16 protein-coding genes, 1 tRNA gene and 3 pseudogenes are annotated in these 19,735 nt (G+C 72.4%); 10 read left to right on the forward strand and 10 right to left on the reverse strand.

Going from position 1 to position 19,735, the window contains the following annotated elements; all coding sequences use genetic code 11:
- Window positions 1–22 precede the first annotated feature (22 nt).
- From ACFW5B_RS25410 to ACFW5B_RS25420, 3 genes are all read right to left on the reverse strand, one after another.
- Window positions 23–1,246, reverse strand: a complete 1,224-nt coding sequence (locus tag ACFW5B_RS25410) for an MFS transporter (protein ID WP_386443983.1) — start codon at window positions 1,244–1,246, stop codon at window positions 23–25.
- Window positions 1,247–1,463: 217 nt separating this feature from the next.
- Window positions 1,464–2,861 carry a glutamine synthetase family protein gene (locus tag ACFW5B_RS25415; protein ID WP_386443871.1) on the reverse strand — a complete coding sequence of 466 codons (1,398 nt, stop codon included), beginning with the start codon at window positions 2,859–2,861 and terminating at the stop codon, window positions 1,464–1,466.
- A gap of 84 nt (window positions 2,862–2,945) precedes the next feature.
- Window positions 2,946–5,009 (reverse strand): SpoIIE family protein phosphatase, encoded by a 2,064-nt coding sequence (locus ACFW5B_RS25420; protein ID WP_386443873.1) that lies wholly within the window; start codon window positions 5,007–5,009, stop codon window positions 2,946–2,948.
- 217 nt (window positions 5,010–5,226) lie between these two features.
- Here ACFW5B_RS25420 and ACFW5B_RS25425 point away from each other — a divergent pair, with 217 nt between their 5' ends.
- The 6 genes and pseudogenes from ACFW5B_RS25425 to ACFW5B_RS25450 all read left to right on the forward strand — a co-directional run.
- Entirely contained in the window at window positions 5,227–6,096 is an 870-nt protein-coding gene (locus tag ACFW5B_RS25425) for a TetR family transcriptional regulator C-terminal domain-containing protein (RefSeq protein ID WP_386443876.1), read from the forward strand.
- A 52-nt stretch (window positions 6,097–6,148) separates the two neighbouring features.
- A pseudogene (locus ACFW5B_RS25430) lies at window positions 6,149–6,342 on the forward strand (3-keto-5-aminohexanoate cleavage protein); the annotation flags it as partial.
- Window positions 6,293–6,415: a hypothetical protein gene (locus tag ACFW5B_RS25435; protein ID WP_386443992.1), complete on the forward strand. Its 123-nt coding sequence runs from the start codon at window positions 6,293–6,295 to the stop codon at window positions 6,413–6,415. The pseudogene ACFW5B_RS25430 and the gene ACFW5B_RS25435, both read left to right, overlap by 50 nt.
- 61 nt (window positions 6,416–6,476) lie before the next feature.
- Window positions 6,477–6,659 (forward strand): annotated as a pseudogene (locus ACFW5B_RS25440) (thioesterase); the annotation flags it as partial.
- A gap of 138 nt (window positions 6,660–6,797) precedes the next feature.
- Complete coding sequence (locus ACFW5B_RS25445) at window positions 6,798–7,130, forward strand: DUF427 domain-containing protein (protein ID WP_386443879.1); 333 nt, start codon at window positions 6,798–6,800, stop codon at window positions 7,128–7,130.
- Between the two features lie 416 nt (window positions 7,131–7,546).
- Window positions 7,547–8,026, forward strand: a pseudogene (locus tag ACFW5B_RS25450) (DUF309 domain-containing protein); the annotation flags it as partial.
- 104 nt (window positions 8,027–8,130) lie between these two features.
- On the opposite strand, the gene ACFW5B_RS25455 reads toward ACFW5B_RS25450, so the two are convergent.
- The 6 genes from ACFW5B_RS25455 to ACFW5B_RS25480 form a co-directional block, all read right to left on the reverse strand.
- Window positions 8,131–9,297 carry a D-alanyl-D-alanine carboxypeptidase family protein gene (locus tag ACFW5B_RS25455; protein ID WP_386443882.1) on the reverse strand — a complete coding sequence of 389 codons (1,167 nt, stop codon included), beginning with the start codon at window positions 9,295–9,297 and terminating at the stop codon, window positions 8,131–8,133.
- A gap of 179 nt (window positions 9,298–9,476) precedes the next feature.
- Complete coding sequence (locus ACFW5B_RS25460; RefSeq protein WP_386443885.1) at window positions 9,477–10,760, reverse strand: cytochrome P450; 1,284 nt, start codon at window positions 10,758–10,760, stop codon at window positions 9,477–9,479.
- A 231-nt stretch (window positions 10,761–10,991) separates the two neighbouring features.
- Window positions 10,992–12,212, reverse strand: a complete 1,221-nt coding sequence (locus ACFW5B_RS25465; protein ID WP_386443888.1) for an MAB_1171c family putative transporter — start codon at window positions 12,210–12,212, stop codon at window positions 10,992–10,994.
- A complete protein-coding gene (locus tag ACFW5B_RS25470; protein ID WP_386443891.1) occupies window positions 12,205–12,891 on the reverse strand; it encodes a hypothetical protein in 687 nt (228 codons plus the stop codon). The genes ACFW5B_RS25465 and ACFW5B_RS25470 overlap by 8 nt, the downstream gene beginning before the upstream one ends.
- Window positions 12,892–12,895: 4 nt before the next feature.
- The gene (locus tag ACFW5B_RS25475; protein ID WP_386443893.1) at window positions 12,896–13,384 is read right to left on the reverse strand and encodes a helix-turn-helix domain-containing protein; all 489 of its coding nucleotides are present in this window, start codon (window positions 13,382–13,384) and stop codon (window positions 12,896–12,898) included.
- Between the two features lie 1,007 nt (window positions 13,385–14,391).
- A tRNA-Pro gene (locus tag ACFW5B_RS25480) sits at window positions 14,392–14,465 on the reverse strand.
- Between the two features lie 161 nt (window positions 14,466–14,626).
- Here ACFW5B_RS25480 and ACFW5B_RS25485 point away from each other — a divergent pair.
- From ACFW5B_RS25485 to ACFW5B_RS25495, 3 genes are all read left to right on the forward strand, one after another.
- Window positions 14,627–14,920, forward strand: coding sequence for a YiaA/YiaB family inner membrane protein (locus ACFW5B_RS25485; RefSeq protein ID WP_386443896.1), 294 nt, complete (start codon window positions 14,627–14,629; stop codon window positions 14,918–14,920).
- An 83-nt stretch (window positions 14,921–15,003) separates the two neighbouring features.
- Window positions 15,004–15,771, forward strand: coding sequence for a thiamine pyrophosphate-dependent enzyme (locus ACFW5B_RS25490; protein WP_386443899.1), 768 nt, complete (start codon window positions 15,004–15,006; stop codon window positions 15,769–15,771).
- 76 nt (window positions 15,772–15,847) lie between these two features.
- On the forward strand, window positions 15,848–16,756 hold the full coding sequence (locus ACFW5B_RS25495) for a transketolase family protein (protein WP_386443902.1): 909 nt from the start codon (window positions 15,848–15,850) through the stop codon (window positions 16,754–16,756).
- 112 nt (window positions 16,757–16,868) lie between these two features.
- Here ACFW5B_RS25495 and ACFW5B_RS25500 read toward each other — a convergent pair whose 3' ends face one another.
- A complete protein-coding gene (locus tag ACFW5B_RS25500) occupies window positions 16,869–17,792 on the reverse strand; it encodes an alpha/beta fold hydrolase (RefSeq protein ID WP_386443905.1) in 924 nt (307 codons plus the stop codon).
- A gap of 502 nt (window positions 17,793–18,294) precedes the next feature.
- Here ACFW5B_RS25500 and ACFW5B_RS25505 point away from each other — a divergent pair.
- On the forward strand, window positions 18,295–19,647 hold the full coding sequence (locus ACFW5B_RS25505; protein ID WP_386443907.1) for an acyl-CoA dehydrogenase family protein: 1,353 nt from the start codon (window positions 18,295–18,297) through the stop codon (window positions 19,645–19,647).
- The last annotated feature ends 88 nt before the right edge of the window (window positions 19,648–19,735 follow it).

A 19,735-nucleotide genomic window follows, 5' to 3' on the forward strand; every position in this document is an offset into this window, starting at 1 on the left:
GACCCGGGACCCGTACCCGGCCTCACGGCTGTGGGTCGCGGGCGTCATAGCGGGCGAAGGCGCGGCGGCCGAGGCCGAGGGCCGCCACGACCAGGACGCAGGCCAGGCCGCCGCCGGTCACCGCGACGGCCGGGGAGGTCAGATCGGCCGCCGAACCGGCGAGGAAGTCACCGAGCCGCGGGCCGCCGGCGACCACGACGATGAAGACGCCCTGGAGCCGGCCGCGCATCGCGTCCGGCGTCGCGGCCTGGAGCATGGTGCTGCGGAACACCATCGAGACGGTGTCCGCGCAGCCGGCCACCGCCAGGAAGAACAGCCCCAGCCACAGATGCCGGGACAGCCCGAAGCAGGCCATGGCCGCGCCCCAGGAGGCCACCGCGATCAGGATGGCCAGTCCGTGCCGGCGGATGCCGCCGAGCCAGCCGGAGAACAGGCCGCCCAGTACGGCGCCCACCGCGGGCGCGGCGACCAGCAGGCCGACGGTCTTGGCGTCCCCGCCGAACCAGAGCACCGCGATCGCCGGGAACAGGGCACGCGGCTGGGCGAGCACCATCGCCGCGAGGTCGCTGAAGAACGTCATCCGCAGATTCGGCCGGGTGGCGAGAAAGCGCAGGCCGTCCAGTACGGAGGCGCGGCGCTGTGGTCCCTCCCCCTGCTCGGGCCGCATGGCCGGCAGCCGCCACATCGCGTACAGCGAGCCGCCGAAGGCCGCCACGTCGATCAGATACGCGGTCTGATAGCCCCACAGCCCCACGATGACGCCGCCCAGCATCGGCCCGCCCATCCAGCCGATGTTGCTGGTCAGGGAGTTGAGGGCGTTGGCGGCCGGCAGCTGCTCGGCGGGCAGCAGCCGCGGGATCATCGAGCTGCGGGCCGGTGAGTTCATCGCGAAGCAGACAGCCTGGCAGGCGACGACGGTGTAGAGCAGCCAGACCCGGTCGTATCCGGCCAGTGCGGCGCCGGCCAGGATCAGCGACATCGCCGTCGCGCCGAGGGCACTGTAGAGGCCGAGCTTGCGGCGGTCGACGGTGTCGGCGATGGCGCCGCCGTACAGTCCGAAGACGACCAGCGGGACGAGTGAGCACAGACCCACCAGACCGACCGAGAAGGTGGAGTGGGTGATGGCGTAGACCTGGAGGGAGACCGCCAGCGCGGTCATCTGCTGGCCCATCCAGGAGATGGTGTTGCCACACCAGAGACGGCGGTAGTCGGGGGAAGTGCGCAGCGGGGTCAGATCGGCGAACATCCGGGAGCGCAGGGGTATTTCGCCCTTTTCGGCGGTCGTTGCAGGGGGCACGCGGCAGTAAAGCACGTGACAGGGGTGCCGCGGGCGCCGGGGCGGGAAGAGACACCGCCGCTCCCCACCCCTTACGCACGGAGGGCGCCGGCCGACGGGCTCGGCCGCCTTCCCGGCTCCCCGGCGCCCCGGGAAGGTCCGGGAGGACGCCCGCCGGAGGCCGTCCTCACCAGCGCCAGCGGGTGGCTGCGGCGATCTCGTCGGCCTCGCTGTCGGCGAACTGCGCCTCCTCGGCGCGCCGGACCGCGAGCACCGCGCCGTGCAGCACCTCGCCCATCGCCTCGTACAGCGGGGCGGACTTCTCCAGCCGGTCGGCCGCCTCGGTGAGGGTCGCGGGCAGCCGTACGATGCCGCGCCGGGCGCGCTCGCGGACGCCGAGGGTGCCCGGGTCGCCGGAGTGCGGGGCCGGCAGCTGCGCCGCGGACTCGATGCCGTGCAGTCCCGCGGCGAGGACCGCGCCGACCGCGAGATACGGATTGGCGGCGGCGTCGAAGGTCTTGACCTCGGCATGGCCGCCGTCCGGGTCGTCGGGGGCGCCGGTGATCAGGCGCAGCGCCGCCTCCCGGTTCTCCACGCCCCAGCACTGGTAGACACCGGCCCAGTGGGACGGCTGGAGCCGCAGATAGCTGGCGGGTGAGGGACAGCCGATGGCGAGCAGTGCGGGCAGCGCGGTCAGGACGCCGCCGAGGAAGGCCGCCGCGTCCGGTGCCAGGCCCCAGGAGGCGTCCGCATCGCGGTGCAGGCTGACGCCGTCGCGGTACAGGCCGAGGTGGAGGTGGCAGCCGTTGCCGACCTGCCCGGCGACGAACGACGGGGCGAAGGAGGCGCGCAGTCCGTGCCGGGCGGAGACGGCGCGGACGGTCTCGCGGACCAGCACCACGTCGTCGGCGGCACGGACGGGGTCGGCCGGGGCGGTGGTGACCTCGAACTGGCCCGGGGCGTACTCGGGGTGGAGCTGGAGGACGTCGACGCCCTGGACGACCAGCGCCTCGGTGACATCGCGGAGGTAGTCGGAGAGTTCGACGACCCTGGTCATGCCGTACGCGGGCCCCGCGCAGGGGTAGTCGAGCGGCTCGTCCGGGTCGGTGGCGGCCTGGTGCCCGGCCGGGGCGCGGGTGACCACCCATTCGGTTTCGAAGCCCATCCGCAGCTGCAGACCGGCCTCAGCGGCCCGCTCCACCATCCGCCGGGCGAACTGCCGCTGACAGCCGGGGTACGGCCGGCCGAGCTGATCGTGGCGGTCCACCGGCGCCCAGGCCCAGCCGGGCTGTGCGGCGAGTACGGTGACGCGGTCCAGGTCGGGGAAGAGCCGCAGATCCCCGTCGGGGCCGCCGACATGCTCGGATTCGGTGATGGTGTCGTCGGAGGTGAAGACGTCGAAGACGGGCGACATCCCGACGCCGCGCGCCGCGACAGCCGTGAGCCGGTGCACCGGAACGGTCTTGACGCGGGTGATGCCCGCGTTGTCCACCCAGGTCAGCGCCACGTTCCGGACACCTTCCGTGTCCAGCCGCGCCGTCAACTGGCGGGCCTCCTCGCGCTGTTCCGCAGCCCGCGTTCCCATACAGCCGTCCTCACTCGACCGTGCCGAAACCTCGGCACCCGTGCCCGCTGATCGCCCCTGCCGGTGCGCCGCGACGCCGTCCGGTCAGGAGCAGTTGAACTCGCACCATACGCACTTTCCGCTGCCGCGCGGTTCCACACCCCAGACGTCGGCCAGGCGGTCGACGAGCAGCAGTCCGCGGCCGGAGACACCGGCCTCGCCCGGCTCGCGGCGGCGCGGCAGGCTGCTGGAGTGGTCCTCGACCTCCAGCCGCAGCAGCCGTCCGACGCTGTGCGGCATCCGGATGTTGACCACGGCCTCGCCATCGGTGTGCAGCAGCGCATTGGTGATCAGCTCGTCGGCGACCAGCTCGATCTCCTCCGAACGGTCGGCCGCGCCCCAGGCCCGTACCGCGGCCCGGATCATGTGCCGGGCGGCGGAGAGGCCTTCGGGGTCGGCGGGCGCGATGTGCTGGCGGAACCGTCCGACGATGTCATGCTCCGGAGCGCCCAGCCGGCGCAGCAACAACAGCGCCATGTCGTCCTCACTCGTCCGGTCGCCCGCCGATTCGCAGAGACGGTCGGCGAGTTGCTGGACGTCCTGAGGGCCGTCGCGGACCTCGCGGGCCAGCTCGCGCATCCCGATGTCGAGGTCGGTGCCGGGCTGTTCGACGATGCCGTCGGTGCACAGCACCAGGGTGTCACCGGGTGCGAGCTGCACGGTGGTGACGGGATAGTCGAGCCGCCGGAATTCGGAGGAGATCCCGAGCGGCAGCCCACCGGCCACCGGCAGCCTGCGGCAGATGCCCTCGGCGTGCCGCAGCAGCGGGTCGATATGGCCGGCCCGGACGATCCTGGCCGAGCCGGTGCTCAGGTCGGCGTCGACATAGGTGCAGGTGGCGAAGCGGTCGGTGTCCAGCTCGTTGAGGAAGGCGGAGGCGCGGCCCATGACCGTGGCGGGGGCATGCCCTTCGGCGGCGTAGGCGCGCAGCACGATCCGCAGCTGGCCCATCAGCGCCGCGGCCTGGGTGTCATGCCCCTGGACATCGCCGATGACGGCGGCGACCCGGCCGTCGGGCAGCGGGATCACGTCGTACCAGTCGCCGCCGATGGCCCGGCCCATGCGGGCGGAGCGGTAGCGGACGGCGATCTGGGCACCGGGGATGCCGGGGATCCGGCGCGGCAGCATGGCCTTCTGGAGGCCGGCGGCGAGATCGTGCTCCTGGTCGTAGAGCATGGCGCGGGCCAGGCTCTGCGCGATGCTGCTGCCGAGCGCCAGCAGGACGTTGCGCTCCTGGTCCCGGAAGTCGCTCTCCCGCTCGAAGAACAGGCCGATCACACCGATCGGGCGGCCCTGCGCGATCAGCGGCAGATAGGCCGCGGAGTTGACGTTCAGCGGCTCGATGGCCGGCCACAGCCGGGGGTACTCGTGCCGGAACTCCGCGCGGCTGCCCACATAGCGCGGGGTGAGGGTGCGGACGACCTCACTCATCGGGAATTCGTCCCCCACCCGTGTGTATTCGAGGTCGGGGACGAAGCTGCCCGCCTTGCCCTCGGAGATCAGCCGGATGCGTCCGGCCTCCACGAGTCCCAGGATCACGTTCTCCGCACCCAGCCGGCTCAGCCCCTGCTCGTCGGCGAGCACCGCGATCACTTCGCCGACCGTCCTGGCGTGTGCCAGGGCCGCGGTGGTGCGCTCGACGACGCTGGTGTGCCGCCGGCGCTCCTCGTCGCCCGCGAGCCGCTCCGCCGCGTGGGTGTACTCATGGCTGGCGTCGCGGACCACCCCGATGATCCGGCGGGGCCGGCCGGTGCTGTCCCGGCGGATGCTGCCCTGGCTGTGGGTCCAGCGCAGCTCGCCGTCGCGCAGCCGCACCCGGAAGTACGCGCCGTAGGAGTCGCTGCCGTCCTTGAGTGCGCGGGCGACCAGGGCGTCCAGACGGGCCGCCTCATGGGCCGGGACCCGTCGGTTGAGGGTGGCCGGGCGGTCGTCGTACTCCGCCGGGAGCATGTCGAACACCTCGAGGGCGGGCGGGTCCATGTGCATCAGCCCGCTGTCGAGGTCCCAGTCGAAGCCGCCCATGCCGTTGAGGGCCAGGGTCAGGTCCGGGTGGGCGGGCCAGTCGTCCGGCACCGACACGGTGGGGCGCTTCGCTCCCCGGTCAGCCATGTCGTCACTTTGCCACATTCACCCGGATTGCGGCGCCTCCAGCCCTTTCCCGGGGAACCGCGGCCACAGCCGCCCCGGCGCTACTGACTCACCTCTCAGCCAGCCCGCAATTTCGCAGCAATTTCGCAGCCCGAGTCCAGCATGAGAGCAGCTGAAGGCAGCGGGCCTTCCCCGAGACGATTGCGATGTTCTCAACGCACTGTTACGGTCCCGGGCCATGGACGACGCCCCAGGGCACCGGGTCACCGACGACGCCGGAGAGGTCACGGACCGTGTGCGGCAGGTGATCGTCCGGCTCGGCTGCAGCCAGCGTGAGTTCGCCCGCCGGATCGTGCTGGACCCCTCGAAACTGTCCAGGTCACTGAGTGGTACCCGGCGGTTCACCCTGGCCGAGATCGTGCGGATCGCCGATATCGGAGCGGTCGACACCGGCTGGCTGCTCGGTGCCCCGGAGCGGCCCGCGGCGCCGCCCGGCCGCGCATCGGCCGCCGTGCCCGAGGGCGGGCGGCCGCTGCAGATCGTGCGGGAGACCGTCCGGCTGATCGCCGAGCACGGCTTCCACGGCGTACGGGTCGCCGATATCGCCGCCGCCTGCGGCACCAGCCCGGCCACCGTGCACTACCACTTCCCCGGCCGCGACGAGCTGCTGGAAGCGGCCGTGCGCTGGTGCATGGACGAGGCCACCGAGCACCGGGCCGCCGGGCCGGCCGCGGCCCCCGACGCCCGTGCCGCGCTGCTGCATCTGATCGCGCTGCGGACCCCGCGCACCGCGCAGCAGCGCCGCCAGTGGCTGGTGCGGCTCGATCTCTGGGCCCGGGCCGCCCGCTCCACCGCCGTGAGGCGGCTGCACGAGCACTACTACCGGCAGTGGCGCACCACCGTCGCCGAGGTCGTCCGCCGCGGCGTCGAGCAGGGCGTCTTCCGCACCGTCGATCCGGAGTTCACCGCGCTGCGGCTGACCGCGCTGATCGACGGCCTGGCCACCCAGGTGCTCGCCACCGCTCCGGGCAGCACCGGCCCCGACACCATGCACGCCGCCCTGCTGGCCTTCGTCGAGAGCGAACTCACCCCCGCCTCCACCGCCTGACCCGGCCGCCCCCCGCCAGGCCCGAGGCAGCCACCCCATCGAAGGGCTCGCCGTGCACCACGAGACCATCGTCACCTGAGCGCTCACCGGCGCCGGCGACACCGTCCGCCGCTCCCCGCACGTCCCGTGACGCCCGCGCAGATCGCCGCGTCGGCCGTCGAGGCGGCGGCCGCGGGCGCCGCGGTGGTGCACATCCATGTCCGCGACCCCGGGACCGGCCATCCGTCGCGCGACCCGCGGCCGTACGCCGTTGCTCGGCGCCACGGTCGCCACCCCCGGCCGGGCCCGCACCCTGCTGGGTCTGAAGCCCCGCAGCTGACCTCCGGGCGCACGGGCGGACGGCGACTCGCACCGCCCCACCCCCGCACCGCTACCACCGGGAGGTCGCCCGCGACAGCGAACTCGCCCTCCGCACAACGGTGTTGGGCGTGGAAGGCAAGAAGCTCCGCCTCCTCCACGAGATGTTCGCCGGGGCCCCCTCCGGCGAACCGGTGGCCACCGAGGAACTGTTCACCCTCCACATCGACCAGTCCGCCGGACGCTCGGCCCCTCTGCCCACGACGGCCCGCGAACGCCTCACCGGCCTCGTCGCACCGGCGCCGGAGTGGGCGGGGCGAGGCATCCGCGAGGTGTGCGGCTCCCGCTCCGTCCCGGTGCGATCCTGGGCAGGAAGCCACCCCGCCCACCGAACGGAAGTGACCATGAGCACCGCCCGCGGCCACCGCATCGACGTCACCGAAGGCACCGACCACGTCCGGGTCGAGATCGACGGACAGCTGATCGCCGAGAGCCGGCGTCCGCTGCTGCTCTCCGAGACCGGCTACCCGGTGCGCTACTACCTCCCTCCCGAGGACGTACGCACCGAGCTGCTCACCCCCTCCGCGACACACTCTTTCTGCCCGTTCAAGGGCACCGCCTCGTACTGGTCGCTCGCCGGAGGCCCGGAGGACGTCGTGTGGGCCTACCCCGAGCCACATGCCGAGGTCGCCCGGATCAAGGACCACTTCTGCTTCTACGAGGTCGAGTTGGCCTGAGCCGGGGCACCCCGGGAGCCCCTGGGCCCGGCTTCCCCGGCCCGTACGCGTGGCCGGCCGTACGCGCAGAGCACCCGCCCCCGGCGACACGGGCCGGCCGCACGGCGCACAATCGAAGCGTGAACGACGCGGACCGCCCCCACGACCAGTCCCTCCCGCCCCGCCCGTCCGTCCCGCACCGGGCGGACGACGAGGGCGGCGATCCGGCCTGCTGGCTGGACCAGGTGTGCGACGCCTGCGGCCGGATCAGGGAACGGCCCGGCAGTACGGTCTGCGAGCACTGCGGCGCGGGGGCGGCGGACACCGATGGCGGTGGCGCCTCGGACCGCGCCTCGGACCGCACCTCCGACCACACGGGCGGCCGGAAACCCGGCGAGGACCCCGGCCAGGCCGCCGACCGTCCGCTCCCGTCGCGCCGGCGGGACCGTGACGAGGAGGGGCGGGCCCGCAGCGCGCGCCCCCGGGACGGACTCGGCCGGCCGCTGCCGTACGGCTCCTCGGGCGTCGCCCGGCAGCCCGAGGGGGTGTCCCGGACGCCGTCGGAGTCGCTGGCCGAGGCGCAGCGGCTGCTGGACGACGGGATGCCGTTCCATGCCCATGAGGTGCTGGAGGACGCCTGGAAGGCGGCTCCGGAGGCGGAACGCGAGCTGTGGCGGGGGCTCGCCCAGCTCGCGGTGGGACTCACCCATGCGGCGCGCGGCAATGCCGTGGGCGGTACGGCGCTGCTCGACCGGGGTGCGGCGGCCATCACCCCGTATGCGGACGCCGCCCCTTACGGGATCGACATCGCGGGACTGACCGCCTGGGCCCGGGAGCTGACCGGGCGTCTGACCACCGGCACCGTGGCCGCACCGGCGGCGGACTCCGCGCCCCGGCTGCGCGGCCGGGAGAGATGACCGAAAATCGCCCCGCCGGCGGCGAGGGCCGGAGCGCAGCTGCGCCGGGTCACACGAAGGCGTCCCCGCTGCCGTACACGGCCACAGGTCACGCCCCCCGTGAGCTACGCCGTCCCGCCCCTCCGTACACCGCCGTCACGCGTCTGCCGTCGGCGGGCGAGCACGGCGCCCAGTCCGAAGGCCGCGAGGCCGGCGCCGCCCGCCGCGAGGACGAGGGGGCCGCGCCAGGGGGAACCGCCGCGGGGGGCTGGGGTGACATCGGCGGCCACCGGACGGAGCGGGCCGCCGTCCTCGTCGGTGGCGCGGACGGCGTGCAGGGTGCCGACCGGCTGGGCCGTGCCGGCGGTGCGGAAGCCCCAGTCCAGCAGGGCACCGGCCTCCTTGTAGACGGCGTTGTACTCCTTGGACTGGGGGTTCAGCACCGTGACCAGGAGGGTGCGGCCGTTCCGGCGCGCGGCGGCGATCAGGGTGTTGCCGGCCTTGGTGGTGTAGCCGTTCTTGACGCCGATGATGCCGGGGTAGCGGGCCATCCCGTGCGAGCCCACCAGCAGCCGGTTGGTGTTCTCGATCCGCGTGGCGCCCCCCGCACCGGGGAACGTGGCGCGGGAAGTGGAGCAGTAACGGGCGAAGTCCTCGTTGGCGAGTCCGGCGCGGGCGAAGACGGTCAGGTCGTGGGCGGAAGACACCTGGCCGGGCGCGTCATAGCCGTCCGGCGACTTGACGGTGGTGTCGCGGGCGCCGAGCTTGCGGGCGGTCTCCTGCATCTCGTCCGCGGTGGTCCGCCAGCCGCCGTTCATCGAGGCCAGCACATGCACCGCGTCGTTGCCGGAGCGGAGGAAGACCCCGCGCCACAGGTCGCCGACGGTGTAGCGGCGGCCCTGCCGGACGCCGACGACGCTGCTGCCGGCCCCGATCCCGTCGAGGTCGGCGGAGCTGACCCGGCGCACCGTGCCGGCCGAGAACTTCGGCAGGACGGTGACCGCGAACAGCGTCTTGAGGGTGCTGGCCGGGGCAAGCCTGCGGTGCGGGCTCTTCGCGGCCAGCACGTTGCCGGTGTCCGCGTCGGCCACCATCCAGGACAGCGCGGACAGCCCGCTGGGCAGCCTCGCCGTGCCGGGGTCGGTGGGTGCCTGTACCCCGGCGCGGGCCGCGGCGGGCTGACGGGCCGTCGCTCCGTTGGCCGCGGCCGGTATGGACGTCAGCGACACACCGGCTGCGGCGAGCAGTGCCACCGCACCGGCCTTCTTGGACACACGCGCGTCAATTCCCATGCCGTCACGCTAAGAAGCGGTGCCGCGGCGCGCAGCGCGGTTGAGCCAGACGGCCCACGGCCGCGCCGGACAGCCGGGCGTGTCGCAACTGCAACAGGTGCAAAGAAGGACCCGCCCGGTGCGACGGGGGATGCACACCGGGCGGGTCTCAGGAACCTTTCTACCGCATGAGCGAACGGTTATGCCTCAAAAACTTGTTCGTTTGCCGATTGCCAGGCGATGGGCAGCGAAATCAGGCCACGCACTCGAAGCGACCGTCGATACCGCAAATCAGCACGCGGGACGCCCAGTCGAAGCCCCGGGAAGCGGCCGAGGAGGGCATCGAGCGCGGTGACGGCCTCCAGCCGGGCGAGCGCGGCGCCGAGGCAGTAATGAATGCCGTGCCCCATCGCGAGCGGCCCGGAGAGGTCCCGGCCGCGGTCGAACACGTCCGCTTCGGGGTAGCGCGCGGGGTCACGGTTCGCGGACGCGATCGACAGCAGCACACTCTCCCCGGCCGCGATCCGTACGCCGCCGATCTCCATGTCCTCCTTGGGGAAGCGGCGGATCGCCAACGGATAGGGGGTGTCGAAGCGGAGGAACTCCTCGACGGCCGTCGGCAGTTCGGCCGGATTACGCTGCAACTGCCCGAGCTGGTCCGGACGGTCGAACAGCGTGAGCACGGCGTTGCCGATGAGGTGGACGACGGTCTCGTAGCCGGCGAAGAGGATGAGGAAGGCGAGCGAGGTCAGTTCGTCCTCGGTGAGCCGGTCGCCTTCCTCGCCAAGGGCCGCCTCGCCAAGGGCCGCCTCGCCGGGGGCCGCCTCGTCGCGCACCGCGATCAGGTCCGAGAGCAGATCGTCGCCCGGCTCCGCGCGCTTGGCGGCGATCAGGCGGGTGTAGAACTCCAGCATTGCCCCGATCGCCTCCTTCATCAGCTCCGGCCGGCTCGGGTCCGGGGCGAGGAGCGCGTCCGACCAGGCCCGGAAGTCGCGGCGGTCACGCTCAGGGATGCCCAGCAGATCGCAGATCACCGCGATCGGCAGCGGCTCCGCGTAGTCGGCGATCAGGTCCGCGCTGCCGCGCTCGGCCATCGCGTCCAGCAGTTCATCGGCGATCCGCCGCACAGGCGCGCGCAGCGCCTCGACCCGGCCCGGAGTGAAGGCCTTGACGACCAGCCGGCGCACCCGGGTGTGGTCCGGCGGGTCCATGTTCAGCAGATTCGCGTCCAGCGCGGGCGGCAGCGCGAAGCCGCGGTAACTGCTGGGCGCGGCATGCCGCTTGTCCAGGGAGAGCCGGTCGTCGGCGAGGGCACGGCGGACATCGTCGTAACGGGTCACCAGCCAGGCGGGGTTCCCGTCGGTTCCGGTGATCCGGTGCACCGGCCCGGCGTCCCGCAGCGCCGCGTAGGCGGCGTACGGATCGTCGAGGAGGGGCGTCGTGTCGATGGGGGCTTCGGGGCCGGTCTCGGCGGTGTTCTGCATGAGCCCGACCCTAGGGTGTGCCCACGAGGTCCCGTCCGTTCTCACGACACCTGGCACGCACACTCGGCGCGCGGCCCGCCGTAGGGAACGGCGGGCTCCGAGGAAGGCGCACGCCCTATCCGCTGTCCAATGGGCGCCCTGCCGGCGGCACCGGTCGCGTGGGCCGGTGCCGCCCAAGTGGTACGGGCGGCCCGGACCCCCGTACCGGGCCACCCCGTCTGTGGTGCTTCCTCAGCCGTGTGCCACGGCGCTTCGCTGGCGCAGTTCGGTGAGCACGGTCTCGATCAGCGGCGAGTGATAGACGTCCGCGACCAGCGCCAAGTGTTCGTACTCCGCGCTGAGTTCGGCGGCTCCGGCGTCGTGGGCGACCACCACGGTGTCGGCGCCGTGGTCGGGGACATGGCCCACCGCGCGGTTCTCCAGGCCCCGGCGGAGCGCGGCGGCCTCCGCGACGGCCGCCAGCTGCCGGTCGTCGAGGGCGACCGCGCGGGCCCGTTCACGGGCGATGTCGACGGCATCGGACTCCACGTGGCGGCGGATACCGCGCTGTACGTCCCGGATCTCGGCCATCTGCCGGTTGGCCCGCCACTCCAGATCGGCGAACGGCCAGCGTACGGACCACGCCGAGGAGCCCATCGTGACTTCCGGGCTCTGCGCGGTGACGGTCCGCCAGAGCGGGGAGAGACGGCGCAGCCGACGCCAGGCGGCGACCCGGGGGCCGGCCGCGGGCAACGCGAATCCGGCGAGGACCATCAGCGCGGCGACCGAGGCACTCAACGGGGCAACGCCGTTGGAGAGCCACGGCGCGGGGTGGCCCGTCCAGGACAGGACGAAGCCGATGACCTTGCAGGCGCAGTAGCCCAGGCCGAGCCAGCAGCCGGCGGCCAGCACCCGCAGACCGCGCGCCAGATGCGTACCGCCGAGCTGCGCGGCGTAGCGGGGGCAGAGCGTCCCCAGGGCCCCACAGCTCACTCCGAAAATGGCCAGATACAGCACCAGGAAGAGCATGACTCCGGGGGAGTCGGTGTAGGCCGTGCTGAAGTCGCGGGGGTGCTCGACGGCGTCCGGCCGGCCGACCGCGAAGCCGGTGACCGCCACCGCCCACAGCGCGGCCACACTCCCGACGGCGGCCCGCGCACGCACCCGCGCACGGCCCCGCGCCGCCGCGTCCTCGCCCGCCGTCCAGCGCAGCAGCAACACCAGCGCGCCCGCGGCGAACACCATGACGGAGGAGTAGAGGAAGACCATGGCGAGGTTGGCCACGCCCGTCAGCCGGTCGAAGGCGCGGTAGAGGCTGGGCGCGGAGAAGAGGAAGACCGTCGCCACCCCACCGGTCATCACACAGGCCAGCCCCAGATCGGCGTTGCTGCGGTCCCGGAACCACGCCACGGACTTGTATCCGACGATGGCCCAGGCGGCGACACCGAAGGACAGATAGATGACGTCAAACACGCGGGCCCCCGTCCCCGGCCGCACCCGCGCCGCCGCCGTCGGCCCCCTCGTCACCGGCCGGGGTCTCCCGCCGGTGCCGGATGTGCTGGAGGGCGGGTCCGAGCGCCGCCGCCAGCTCGGCCGCCCGGCCCTCCAGGGGGAGTTCGCGTTCGGTCGCGGACGGCGCCACCCGCTCCATGAGCAGGGTGCCGAGCACTTCGGTCTCCCGCTCGGCGAGGTTGTCGTAGCCGTGGTGCCGGGCGAATCCCGTGGTCAGCCCCATCCGCCGCATGGCGGTGGCGACATCGACCGACGGCGTCCATAACTTCAGCGCGTCCTCGGTGACCGCGGGGTCCTGGCCGTGCCCCAGCAGGAGATGGCTCAGTTCGTGCAGCACGATGTGCGCCTGGTGCCAGGGTGAGGTCTTCAGCTCGTAGAAGACCCAGTAGCCGTCGTCCGTGACGGCCGTCATCCCCGAGACCACCCCGCCCAGGCTCATCGGCACCAGGTTGACGGGCCGCGCCACCCGCGCGGCGACGATGTCACACATTCCGCGCAGATCGGTCGCGGCCGGCAGCGCCAGCTCCTTGATGAGCCGCTTGCACCGCCGGCGTATCTGCCCCACTCGCATGCTCGCCCCGTCCTCGTGTCCGGCCCGCTGCCAGGAAGAGAAGACCTGGCCGCACTCAGCGGTCCGCATCTGTTCACTCACCGCGCCGGTCACCGCCCTGCTCCGGCGGATCGGCCGGCAGATTCATCTGCTGCCGGAACTGGGAGATGATCGTCGTCAGACTGTCCTGCACCTCCGGCGGCAGCCCGACGGAGCGCAACGCGATCGCCCGCACCCGCTGGTCCCGCATCGCGGCCAGGAACCGGACCTCCTCCTCCACCCGCGCGGCCTGCGGCTGCGAGAGGTCCCCCAGCAGATAACCGACCGGCACGGCAAAGAACTTGGCCAGCGCGCGCAGCAGCTCCGGACTCGGATTCGCACGCCGGCCGTTGCGCAGCATCGACAGATACTGCTCGGTGACCTTGACCCCGCCGTACTCCTCCGCTCCCCCGCTGATCTCCTCGGCCACACAGGCGTTGGTGTACGGGGCCCCCGGCGGATGCATGTTGGCGAAGAGATGGTTGAGCCGCTCCGCGAGCACACTGCCCGCCCCCTTGGACCGGCCCTCTCCCCCCACATTCATGTCTACCGTCCCCCATTGGTTGAGCCCAACGAACAGTTAAGGCTCCGTCACCTCACACTCATCCTGACATGCCAGGAACACGCTGCACCAGTCCACTTACGGACAGTAGGGGGCGCCGACTTAACCGGGAGTTGAGCAACCAGGCACCCAGGTCACGCGGCGTGTCACCCGGAGCCCGCCACTCCGGTCACACCACGGAGCGTGGGCGCGGGCAGCGGGGATTACTACGGGAAGTCGCATTCTGCGCGTTCGCGCTCGCGTTCTGCGTCATCGGTATCGTCCAGCTGGTCCGGGCCGGTATGTGGGGCGCCGGAACGACAGCCGGTCACGGTGCGGGCGAGTTCGTGACGGCGCCGTCGCCCCGCCGAGGCCAGGCGCGGGACCGAATGATTCTTGACGGCCCATGCGGCGCCGGTGACACTCCAGCCCGAGTGGAGACCGGAGGGGGATTGGCGTCGCGCATCATCTGACCGATGCCGACGAGCGAAAATTTCCACGATGAACCGTGCGGGGCCGCGGCAGGAAACCCGACGCCGCACCCCCCATTTCCCGGCACCGGGACCGGGAGCACGGCTCGCCTCGTTCCCGGGCACATCAGGTACGGGATACCCGCCGAGGGGTGCCAACTCTCGGCGTCGGCCCGGCAGTTGTTACAGTCAGCGGCCTTGCAAGGCGAGTCCTTCACGCTGCGGGACGTGGCGCTGGTCCAGTCGGTCACCACACCACCTGCGCCAGATCTTCCGGAAACTGGACCTGAGCTCACGGGTGGAACTGGCGCGTCGGTTCCGGACGGAGTCACCTGAGCCGCCCCCACACCCGGCAGTCTGCTCATACCCCTGACCAGGGAATTCGCCCCGCCAGCACGGCGTCGGGCGGGCGCCCCCGGGAGCCGTCCTTGACCAGGCCCCGCGCACTCCGGCGGCGCTTCCGACGACGCCATGCACCCCGGCAACGCAAAAGACCCGCCGACGCGGGATTTCTCCCGGCCGACGGGCCTTTTCGCACCGTCGGGACGACAGGATTTGAACCTGCGACCCCTTGACCCCCAGTCAAGTGCGCTACCAAGCTGCGCCACGTCCCGGTGCCCGATCCGGCCGGGATGTCCCGGCTGACCGCGCACGAGAACAATACCGCATGTCAGAGGGTGGGTGCTGCCACTTTCGCGCCTCGTGGCGGGGCGGGAGGGGCCGGATGAGTACCTGTACTCATGTACCGGTGTCACTGTGCCGCCACGCTACGCGCATGACTACTCCATCGATTCAGCGGCCGACGACCACGGCTTTCTTCGTGCAGGCCGCGATCTCCTTCGGGCTGTCGCTGGTGGCGCTGGTGATCGGGATCATCAAGCTGCCGGTGGGCCCGTGGGAGCGCGGATTCCTCGGCATCGGCCTGGTCTTCGTGGTGTCCTCCGCGTTCACGCTCGCCAAGTGCGTCCGCGACCGCCAGGAGGTCGACGAGGTGACGAACCGGGTGGACAAGGCCCGGATCGACAAGCTCCTCATCGAGCAGGACGTCTTCAAGCCGGGGCAGGTCTGACCGACGGCCGCGGGCCGGCTCTCCCGGCCCGCGGCACCCCCTCGCTTGACCTCAAGCACGCTTGAGGTTGCACGCTCTGTCGTATGACGCAGCTGACGACGGAAGCGACGACCGACCCCACCACAGCAGTGACGGCCGAAGGCCCAGCACTGCCCGCCCGGCACGGCGACCCGGTCGGATTCGCCGAACTGCCGGTGCTGATGGGCCTGATGACGGGCGATGAGAAGCACGGCCCGGCGGCCACCTCCACGCTCGACGCCCTCTGGGTCCTCTACGACCGGGTGCTGCGGGTCTCCCCCGGCACCGCCACCGACCCGGACCGGGACCGCTTTCTGCTCTCCAAGGGGCACGGCCCGATGGCCTACTACGCGGTGCTGGCCGCCAAGGGCTTCTTCCCCACCGCCTGGCTGCCGGACTTCGGCTCGTACGACTCCCCGCTCGGCCACCACCCCGACCGGATGCTGGTGCCCGGCGCCGAGATCGGCAGCGGGTCGCTGGGGCACGGGCTGCCGCTGGCCGTCGGCACCGCGCTCGGTCTGCGGGCGCAGGGCCGGCCGGGACCGGCCGTATGGGTGCTGATCGGCGACGCGGAACTGGACGAGGGCAGCAATCACGAGGCCCTGGCCTACGCGGCCGCCGCGGGCCTGGACCGGCTGCACACCGTGGTCATCGACAACGCCTCCGCCACTCATGGGTGGTCCGGCGGGATCGCCTCCCGTTTCACGGCCGCGGGATGGTCCGCGGTCACCGTGGACGGCCGCGACCACGAGGCGCTGTACACGGCCTTCAGCACACCGCACCCGGGCCGCCCACACGCGGTGATCGCCCGCGTCGAGCCCAAGGACACCTGAAAGGAGACCTGAGCGGCCCGCCTCAGCGTCTCCCCCGTCCCGTGTATGACGACCCTGACTTCGAGAGGAATCCCTGATGGACACCATGCGTGAGCGCTTTGCCTCGGTCACCTCGCGGCTGCTGGCGGAGGACCCGCGGCTGGCGCTGGTACTGGCCGACATCGGGGCGGCCGGCTTCGCCGAAGCGGCGGAACAGCATCCGGACCGGGTGGTGAACGTCGGTATCCGGGAGCAGTTGCTGATCGGTGTGGGCGGCGGGCTGGCGCTCACCGGGCTCCGCCCGATCATGCACACCTTCGCCGGCTTCCTGGTGGAGCGCCCCTTCGAGCAGGTGAAGCTGGACCTCGGCCACCAGGGCGTGGGCGGGGTGCTGGTGAGCGCCGGGGCCTCCTACGACTGGCCGAGCGGCGGCTTCACCCATATGGCACCCGGCGATGTCGCGCTGCTGGACACACTCGACGGCTGGACCGTGCACGTCCCCGGGCACCCGGACGAGGCCGAGACCCTGCTGCGGCACGCCGCGGCGGCCGGTGACGACAAGGTGTACGTCCGGCTGTCCCTGCAGGCCAACGCCGCGCCCCGGGCGGTGGACGGGGCCGGCTTCCGGACCGTGCGGGAGGGGCGCAACGGGGTGGTGATCGCCGTCGGGCCGATGCTGGACAACGTGCTCGCCGCGACCGAGGGGCTGGGGGTGACCGTGCTCTACGCGACGACGGTGCGGCCCTTCGACGGCGCCGCGCTGCGCGCCGCGGCCACCGCTGCCGGCGCCTCGGATGTGGTGATCGTGGAGCCGTATCTCGCGGGGACCTCGACCCGGCCGGCCGCCCAGGCGCTGGAGGACCGGCCGCACCGGCTGCTGGGACTCGGCGTCGGCCGTCAGGAGCTGCGGCGTTACGGACAGCTCGACGAGCACCTGGCGGCGCACGGTCTCGATCCGCGCGGTCTGCGCGAGCGGATCGAGGGATTCGTGTCGGCACGGCCCTGACCCGACCGCCTGACCCGACCGGGAGCCGCACCGGGGGCGGCGGCCGGGTACGGGCAGTTCAGACCCGCCTGGCGGTTCAGATGGGCCCGGCGGTTCAGATGGGCCCGGCGGTTCAGATGTGTTTGCCGAGCCAGGCCAGCAGGTCGTCCTGGACCTCGTCGCGGTTGGTCTCGTTGAGGATCTCGTGGCGGGCATCCGGATAGGCCTTCCACGTCAGGTCGCGGGTGCCCACATAGCGGAAGTCCTCCAGGAGTTCATGGACCAGGGTCATCCGCTGGTGGCAGGGGTCCTGGTCGCCGACGGCGATGTGGACGGGCAGTCCGCGCGGCATGCGGGCGAGGTTCTCCGGGTCGTTGACCTTGCGGATGGCGCGTACCCAGTCGGCGGCGAGGCCGGCGCAGAAGGGGAAGCCGCAGTCCTCGTCGGCTGCATAGGTGTCCACCTCGGCGGCGTCGCGGGAGAGCCATTCGTAGCCGGTGCGGTGGGTGAAGGCGTCGTTGAAGGAGCTGAAGGTGCGCGGGATGAACGCGGACAGCGCGCCGCGGCCGTGCTCGGCGATCTCCTCCTCCAGTCCCTCGACGGCACCGTCGATGTCCAGGCCGGGCAGCGTGCGGAAGGCGCCGGTGAGGATCAGCCCGGCGAGGTCCGCGCCATACTCCTGGGCGTAGTCGCGGGCGAGCATCGCCCCCATGCTGTGGCCGAGCAGCACGAGCGGGAGGCCGGGGTGGGCGGCGGCCGCGTGGTCGCCGATGCCCTTGAGGTCGGTGACGATCGCCCGCCAGGCATCCTCGCCGACCACCCCGCGGCCACCGGTGGAGGCGGCGGTGGCGCCGTGGCCGCGGTGATCGGAGGCGAGGACGGCGTAGTTGTGGCCGGCGAGGAAGCGCGCGAAGCGGTCGTAGCGCCGGGCGTGCTCCGCGGCGCCGTGGGCGATCTGGACGAGGGCACGCGGGTGGCCGGACTGCGGGAGCCAGGTGTAGGTGGCGATCCGGGCGCCGTCCGGAGCCTGGTGGAAGTCCTGCTGCATGGCCTGCATGGCGTCGTCTCCTGACTGCCGGGGCGGTGGCTGACGAGTCGTCGTCCCCACTCTTCCGCGCCGGACGGCGGTGCGCCATGGGGCGCGCGTGACGGAGGTGGTCGCGGTACGCGCGGCGCGGCACAAGCGGGCGGTGGCACATCGGCGCCACCGGGGCGACACATACCAGGGCGACGCGCACCGACGCAGGCGACTCACACCGGGGCAAACACCCCCCAATCCCAGCCCCGGGGGAGGCGCGGGGTGGCGCGGTTCCCTTCTTCCAGGGCCTTCGCACGGCGTTGTGGCACCGGGGGTGGTGCGAGTCCGCTGCGCACTTCAACTCCGCGCTCGCGTACGCCCAGTTGATGTTTCATGCGCCCCGCAGTAGGTATGCCAACGGGTATTGCACGGGGTAAGCGACAGATCACTTTCCGGAACGTTCGCTGCAGACGGCACGGCGGGTGCCGTCCCAAGGCGGGGTGCGACCAGCGCGGGAAAGATCGCGAAGGAGGAGCTCGTCTTGCATCGGTATTTCACGGACCAGAGACATGAGGCACTCCGGCACCGGGTGCGGGACTTCGCCGAGCGCGAGGTCCGCCCGCGGATCGCCGAGATGGAGGCGAACCGGTCCGTATGCCACGACCTGTCGCGGCTCATCGCGCGGCAGGGATGGATAGGCGCGACCGTGCACCGCGCCTACGGCGGGATGGGCGCCGGGCATGTCGCCAAGACCCTCATCATCGAGGAGCTGTCGCGGGTGAGTGCCGCGATGGGCGCCATGGTGCAGGCGTCCCAGCTGGGCGTCGCGAAGATCGTCCACTTCGGCAGCGAGGAGCAGAAGAAGACCTGGCTGCCGGCCATAGCCTCCGGGGACTGCCTGCCGACCATCGCCGTGACCGAACCGCAGTCCGGCGGCCATGTGCTGGGCATGTCGTCCACCGCGGTCCGCGACGGCGACGACTACGTCCTCAACGGCCGGAAGATCTACGTCGGCAACAGCCACGTCGGCGATCTGCACGGCGTCGTGGTCCGCACCGGCGAGGGCTCCAAGGGCCTCTCGGCGTTCCTCGTGGAGTCCGGCACCCCCGGCTTCCGGGTCGGTCCGCAGCAGCCCGCGATGGGCCTGCACGGCTTCAGCTTCGGCGAGCTGTTCTTCGACAACTGCCGCGTCCCGGCGGCGCATCTGCTGGGCCGGGAGGGCGACGGGCTGTCGGTCGCCTACTCCTCCAGCGTGCTGTACGGCCGGCCGAATCTGACCGCCGTGTCGCTGGGCATCCATCAGGCGGTGCTGGACGAGACGACACGGTTCTGCACGGAGCGGCAGCGCTACGGCAAACCGCTGGCCGAGCTGGGCAACATCAAACTGAAGCTCGGGCGCATCCAGTCGCGGCTGCTGCTGGCCCGGCTGTCCGCGTACCACGCGGTGCATCTGCTGGACCAGGGGCTGGCCTGCGACGCGGAGCTGATGAACGCCAAGCTGGTCAACGTGGAATCCGCGCTGGAGTCGGCGCGTGACGCGATGGACATCCACGCCGCGTGCGGACTGTTCACCGACCGCCCGGTGGAACGTTTCCTGCGCGATGCCCACCACATCTTCGCGCCGGCCGGCACCTCCGACATCCAGCTGCTGCGCCTGGGCGAACTCGCCCTGGGCCGTGCGCAGAGCGACTGGTCCAGCCGGCTCGCGGACCTGCTGCGGCTGGAGCCCTCGGAGTGGCCCGAGGAGTGCGAGGAGCCCCGAGAGGGCAGGGCCCCGTACGAGGCCCCCGCGGGCCCGACCGTCACGGTGCGGCCGGAGGACGCCGCGCCCACGGTGCCGGGCCAGCGCACCGGACCGGGCCGGCGGCACATCTGGTTCGCCCGGCCACGCTGAGCGGCCGGCCCCGCCCCGGGCCGCACTGTCCCGGGGCGAGGGCGACACCGCGGCCCCGGGCCGGCCGTCCGGCACACAGGCCGTCCGC

Source organism: Streptomyces sp. NPDC058773 (assembly GCF_042746015.1).
In the GTDB taxonomy this organism is placed as follows: Bacteria; Actinomycetota; Actinomycetes; order Streptomycetales; family Streptomycetaceae; genus Streptomyces.

What these genes read in the sequence shown, in the direction of transcription:
- ACFW5B_RS25410 (WP_386443983.1), bottom strand. Translation starts at nt 1,246, where the DNA reads ATGTTCGCCGATCTGACCCCGCTGCGCACTTCCCCCGACTACCGCCGT.
- ACFW5B_RS25425 (WP_386443876.1), top strand. Translation starts at nt 5,227, where the DNA reads ATGGACGACGCCCCAGGGCACCGGGTCACCGACGACGCCGGAGAGGTC.
- ACFW5B_RS25455 (WP_386443882.1), bottom strand. Translation starts at nt 9,297, where the DNA reads ATGGGAATTGACGCGCGTGTGTCCAAGAAGGCCGGTGCGGTGGCACTG.
- ACFW5B_RS25460 (WP_386443885.1), bottom strand. Translation starts at nt 10,760, where the DNA reads ATGCAGAACACCGCCGAGACCGGCCCCGAAGCCCCCATCGACACGACG.
- ACFW5B_RS25485 (WP_386443896.1), top strand. Translation starts at nt 14,627, where the DNA reads ATGACTACTCCATCGATTCAGCGGCCGACGACCACGGCTTTCTTCGTG.
- ACFW5B_RS25420 (WP_386443873.1), bottom strand. Translation starts at nt 5,009, where the DNA reads ATGGCTGACCGGGGAGCGAAGCGCCCCACCGTGTCGGTGCCGGACGAC.
- ACFW5B_RS25500 (WP_386443905.1), bottom strand. Translation starts at nt 17,792, where the DNA reads ATGCAGGCCATGCAGCAGGACTTCCACCAGGCTCCGGACGGCGCCCGG.
- ACFW5B_RS25470 (WP_386443891.1), bottom strand. Translation starts at nt 12,891, where the DNA reads ATGCGGACCGCTGAGTGCGGCCAGGTCTTCTCTTCCTGGCAGCGGGCC.
- ACFW5B_RS25495 (WP_386443902.1), top strand. Translation starts at nt 15,848, where the DNA reads ATGGACACCATGCGTGAGCGCTTTGCCTCGGTCACCTCGCGGCTGCTG.
- ACFW5B_RS25490 (WP_386443899.1), top strand. Translation starts at nt 15,004, where the DNA reads ATGACGCAGCTGACGACGGAAGCGACGACCGACCCCACCACAGCAGTG.
- ACFW5B_RS25475 (WP_386443893.1), bottom strand. Translation starts at nt 13,384, where the DNA reads ATGAATGTGGGGGGAGAGGGCCGGTCCAAGGGGGCGGGCAGTGTGCTC.
- ACFW5B_RS25415 (WP_386443871.1), bottom strand. Translation starts at nt 2,861, where the DNA reads ATGGGAACGCGGGCTGCGGAACAGCGCGAGGAGGCCCGCCAGTTGACG.
- ACFW5B_RS25445 (WP_386443879.1), top strand. Translation starts at nt 6,798, where the DNA reads ATGAGCACCGCCCGCGGCCACCGCATCGACGTCACCGAAGGCACCGAC.
- ACFW5B_RS25435 (WP_386443992.1), top strand. Translation starts at nt 6,293, where the DNA reads ATGTCCGCGACCCCGGGACCGGCCATCCGTCGCGCGACCCGCGGCCGT.